The organism is Marivirga sp. (genome assembly GCF_035704835.1).
Lineage (GTDB): Bacteria > Bacteroidota > Bacteroidia > Cytophagales > Cyclobacteriaceae > Marivirga.
The window spans coordinates 1-4,840 of sequence record NZ_DASSWQ010000033.1 but is presented as its reverse complement, the minus strand read 5'-3'; the positions used below and the strand labels follow the sequence as shown (position 1 = coordinate 4,840).

Below are 4,840 nucleotides of genomic sequence, written 5' to 3'. Positions count from 1 at the left end.
GATAGCTGATGTTGTATTTAGTATATTTTTAATTCCTTCTAAATTAGTTGAAATAATGGGAATTGAAAAATACGATGTTCCTTTCTTAAGGCCTTCAGCATTATCTGCCATGTCAGTTGGAGTCATGACTTAATGGTATATAGGTAGGGCTATATAATCCGTTGTCATGCCGGTAGAAAGCCTAAATCCATCCCCCATAAAAATGATTGCTTTTTCATTAGCCTCTTCATTTCTTGACTTTTTGGCAAGAATCGGCTAACTTCAATCTAAGTTTTTTAACGGTCTTTACCGTTTAGAAGCACACTGCTTCCACGGCTCGCCCGAAAAACTTAGGCCTTTTCAAGGCTAATCAATCCGATTTTTATACCCTCTTTCTACCAACTGTCTAGCAGAATAATTTTAAGAAAGGAATTAAATACAACGTTTACTGTATGGTGCGTTGTGGTTTTGATAAAGATACTATTTCAGTTTAGCAACTAGCAAAAACCGCTTGGCGGTTTTGTTTCTTTGCTTTTTTACAAAATCCGCTAGCGGATTTTGCGACTTTCAAATTAGTGATAAAATATCTAAACCACCTTGCCCACAATGCACTATACAGCCTGTTGTGTGTAGTTTTTTATTCAACGTAGGTATAGTGTTTTATAGGCAAGTTTAAAGAATTCTTTGAATAACTTTCTATGTATTTATGTAGGTCAAGATAAAACCGTTCTAAGTTATCCATTTGAGATTTCCAAAACTTCACTGACTCTTTGTATTCTTTGTCAGACATATCAAATTGAGGTTTTATGAAAAGCTTTTCCATATTGTCTTCTAAATACTTTGTCCACTTGTAGCATGAAAGCATAATTTGACCATACTCATACCATATTAAATCTTCATTAAGAAGTCCTTTATTAAGCTTTTTTGATATTAAATTAAAGAGTTCAATCATATTATGCAAATCGCCATTTCCGCATCCACCTTCAGAAAACATATGCTCAATAGTCTGAACAGTGCCGTCTTCAAAATGAAATTCGTTTTCAGGAACTGCAAGTGGATTATTCGCATGGAAAAGCTTAATAAATGTCTGAATTTGATTGTCTGTGATATGTCTTCTTAAATAGTCAAGAGTTTTGTATGTGTTGTCAAGTTTACGTTGTCTTGTTGATGAAGTATATGTTTTAATTGTTGTGGTACCACCAATAATTGCTAGAATTAAGATAATCCAATTCCTCAATTCAGTGAAGTCAATCTGTGATAGTAAGTTCTCCATTAGCTAAAAAATATATTTCTTCTTATTTGATTTTTCCATTTTTAAATTCCCTATCAAACAATTTGTTATATGATGACTGAGTATAGAATTTTTTCTTTTTCATTTTATTCTTTTGCACATTATAAACTATGTGTTTTTTCTTGAATTTAATTCCCCAAAGTTTAAGAAAGTCAGCTTTCCTAAAATCGGTCATGTTTTCGTCAACATTCAACTTGACTCTATAATCACAAATATTATAAATGTCTTTTTGGTTGAAAATCGGAATATGTACTTCTTTCGCTTTTTTAAATATCTTTTTGTGTTCAGATGCAGCTTTAATAAGTTCAGTGATTACTGATTCAAAATTTTCTTCTATTGCGTTTTCATATATCTCATAGAATATTACATTGCAATCTTTGAACTTTACAGAAATTTGCTCAACAGAAGGTTTTAGGTTTTTATTTTTATCGAATAACTTTTTAATTGTTTTATAGATATCCTTTGCCTGATACCCTATATAGAGCTTGATTCCATCTTCAACATAGCTTTTTGCAAGTTCAACAAGTGATAAGTCCTCCTGAATTTCAATAATTAAATGGTATAAGCCACCTCCTAATGCGTCAGTTCTTTTTTTGCTAATTGTTAGAAAATAATCCTTATCAATTTCATCAACAAATTCCTCAATACCATGAAAGTCTTGTCCTTCTGGAAATGTCCAATATTCAATTTTTATTGATTTATACATTGACTTAATTCGAATTACACGCAAAGCGTGTTGTGTGTAGTTTTTATTTTAAAATATTTCTCCATTTTCAACAAAAGCTATATATGTCATGAAACTCTCTCCAAGTTTATTTAAAGATAGCTCAAGACGATAATCTGCTGCTTCATTCTCTTGTACTTGATATGGATAAAACTCTTGGGAATAGAGCCAATCTAAATTATACATGCTTTTCATAGAATCTTCATCAAGATTTTCGTCATAGAAGTCTTTGTCTATAGATGCTTTAGCCCAAGGGAAAATGAGTTTCATTACTTCTTTATTTTCATATCCTGCATATGCAACACCCCATTCTCTTTCAGTGCTTTCTTTACCGTTTTGAGTTATTATAATTTTGATTGAAGTTCTATTCAATGATTTGTGTAGCCATTCCATAAAAACAACTGAAACCTTTCCACCATTATGTATTATATCCATAAGTGGCTTGTCTATAAAAAGCTTTCGCTTTTTAATCATTTCTTCTGTTCCTTCTCCAATTTTAGATAAATCATCTTTGAATTTTGACTCTAAAATCTGAGTCTTGGAAATTTCAATTTTCCATCTTTTTTTTGTTCTAACAATGTTCTTAGATAGTACTAAAGCCCAAAATGTCTCTTCTGTTTCAGGCAAGTGGCCTATCAGGATGACTGGCAAGGAATGATTAACCCAATATTCTAAATGCCTCAGTTTACCATAATAGGTAAGCTTTTCATCATCAATCTTAAAATGACTAGGACCTGTTTTTATTTGTAGTGAGATTAGTTTTCCTGTCGGATTTCCATCTTGTGTAATTTCTACGTGTGCATCGATACCCATGTCTGAAATGGGTTGATCTCGAAATATCCATCCAAAGTCCTTAAGGAAAATTCTTTCGGTTGCATTTACTCCGATTCTTTCTGTAGGGTCAAATTCTGCCATAACTTTTAATTACACACAACGCCTACATAAAACCTGTTTGCCAATGTAAGCTATGAAAAGCTAATCTAAGCAATTTATGCGGTTTCCACCAAGGCAGAATGTTGATTAAAGTGATGTCCTCGTGTCCAGTCAGCCGAGTAAAACACAGTCGGCCCGATGATAGCAAATAATTGAGTTGACGAAGTTACTTGAAAAGCTAGTGAGCCCTACAATGTCAGGCCTGCCTGCTGGCAAAGGCAGGTCCTCCGTTGATGAAGTTACCACGAAGCGGAAGCATAAATTGCGGGACATATGCAGAAATCCCAACTATGAAATGAGTAAGCAAATGGGTTTTATGCTATGTTGTAGAGCGTAACTATTTAGTTAATCTGTTTAAACTATTCTTCACGTAATGGACTCCACCAATTTCATATTTTGAAATATCTACTTCTTTGTTAGGAATGGTGTCAGACTTCACTTGCAATAGATCATAATTAGGTATTTTTTTCCAATGTAATTGATATTTTTTCTTAAGCTTCTTAATTACAGTATCATTTTTAATATATAGTCTAGTTTCAGTCATGCTTGACTCCCATGAGGCATAATATTTATTGAAATAGAAGAAGGGTTGGGAATCCTTATAATAAACTTCAGTGACAGAAAGTGAATAAGGACCTCCCTCGTCATTAATATTAAATTCCTGAATAAGAAGAGTATCACTATCTTGTATATAAAGTACAAATTCATTCCGGTGACCGGATTGAGGGTCATTAGAATCTTCTCCTGAGGCATTAATTGTCTTTTTCTTTATTGTATTCATTTTATTTCGTATCTCAACGTAATTTTCTCTAATAATCTCTATAGATGGTTCTACAGATTGAGAATTAGCCGAAGCTGAAGCAAAAAGTAAGAAAAGTAGAGTGTGAATGATAGTATTTTTCATAAATGTTTGTGGTATTTAATGCTCTACAACGGTTTGCATATGGCTTGTGGCGGTTTCGAAGCACTTTCCTGTCCACCGAAACCAAAGTTGACTGCGGAGCGAAAACCTTGCTGACAGCCGTTCACCCGCCATAAGCTATATGCGTTGTTGTGGCACGTATTTTTATTTTCTTTTTTGAATTGTTTCTATGTAGTGTTTCTTCTTGTGTTCTCTATCCAATTCGACCATTATTAAGTCAATTAATTCCTTAAGAATTCCAATATCGTAGTCTTCAAATAATTTATTGTAGTGTGCTTGGTCATTCCCTAACCAAGTCGCTCTTTCCAAAATTTCTTTTAGGTCGCCTGAGTAATATTCAGAGATTGTTGAACCCAACCATTTTCCAAGAATCTGTTCTTTCTGTTCAGGATTATTCTGTATTGCCCAATCCTTTACTAGATACTCTATGGCTTTCCTATAACCCATTCCTGCAATTTCGTCAAGACCATACGATTCAGCTTCAAGACTCTGCAAATAGGTTTTGATGAATTTTGATTGGGTTGGTTCCTGACTATCTATTGAATTACCATTTCTTAATTCTAAGATGGGTTTTGGCCAATCTGGTCCTTTTGGTAGCCCATTTAGAACATTGGTTATTTGAACTTCCTTATTTAAAACTTTGTAAACCACGCCAAAAAGCTTTCTGCAATCGTGATTTGCACATTGCCACACTTGTAGATTACAATTACTTCCATCGGTGTCCTGAGTTGGTGATTGAAATTTCTGTGAAGGATTATTTGTCACGTGACAGTGCGGGCAAATATTTGGTGGTTTCGTAGAATATTGAGTATTTCCTATTATTAGTTGCATAGTCTTGTTTTATATGTGCCACAACGTCATGCTATCAATCGTTTTGATTGGGAATCTTAGTGATTTGATGACCTTTCATATATGATTTGATAGCTGATGTTGTATTTAGTATATTTTTAATTCCTTCTAAATTAGTTGAAATAATGGGAATTGAAAAATA

Annotated in this window: 5 protein-coding genes; all 5 read right to left on the bottom strand. The window is 33.4% G+C overall.

Annotation, left to right across the window (positions count from 1 at the left end):
• Positions 1 to 616 precede the first annotated feature (616 nt).
• Entirely contained in the window at positions 617 to 1,252 is a 636-nt protein-coding gene (locus tag VFM92_RS05740; RefSeq protein WP_325121241.1) for a hypothetical protein, read from the bottom strand.
• Between the two features lie 22 nt (positions 1,253 to 1,274).
• Positions 1,275 to 1,976, bottom strand: a complete 702-nt coding sequence (locus VFM92_RS05735) for a hypothetical protein (RefSeq protein ID WP_325121240.1) — start codon at positions 1,974 to 1,976, stop codon at positions 1,275 to 1,277.
• A gap of 48 nt (positions 1,977 to 2,024) precedes the next feature.
• Positions 2,025 to 2,909, bottom strand: a complete 885-nt coding sequence (locus VFM92_RS05730; protein WP_325121239.1) for a DUF4365 domain-containing protein — start codon at positions 2,907 to 2,909, stop codon at positions 2,025 to 2,027.
• A 355-nt stretch (positions 2,910 to 3,264) separates the two neighbouring features.
• Positions 3,265 to 3,831, bottom strand: a complete 567-nt coding sequence (locus VFM92_RS05725; protein ID WP_325121238.1) for a hypothetical protein — start codon at positions 3,829 to 3,831, stop codon at positions 3,265 to 3,267.
• 162 nt (positions 3,832 to 3,993) lie between these two features.
• Complete coding sequence (locus VFM92_RS05720; RefSeq protein ID WP_325121237.1) at positions 3,994 to 4,680, bottom strand: hypothetical protein; 687 nt, start codon at positions 4,678 to 4,680, stop codon at positions 3,994 to 3,996.
• Between the last annotated feature and the right edge of the window lie 160 nt (positions 4,681 to 4,840).

What these genes read in the sequence shown, in the direction of transcription:
- VFM92_RS05725 (WP_325121238.1), bottom strand. Translation starts at nt 3,831, where the DNA reads ATGAAAAATACTATCATTCACACTCTACTTTTCTTACTTTTTGCTTCA.
- VFM92_RS05740 (WP_325121241.1), bottom strand. Translation starts at nt 1,252, where the DNA reads ATGGAGAACTTACTATCACAGATTGACTTCACTGAATTGAGGAATTGG.
- VFM92_RS05735 (WP_325121240.1), bottom strand. Translation starts at nt 1,976, where the DNA reads ATGTATAAATCAATAAAAATTGAATATTGGACATTTCCAGAAGGACAA.
- VFM92_RS05730 (WP_325121239.1), bottom strand. Translation starts at nt 2,909, where the DNA reads ATGGCAGAATTTGACCCTACAGAAAGAATCGGAGTAAATGCAACCGAA.
- VFM92_RS05720 (WP_325121237.1), bottom strand. Translation starts at nt 4,680, where the DNA reads ATGCAACTAATAATAGGAAATACTCAATATTCTACGAAACCACCAAAT.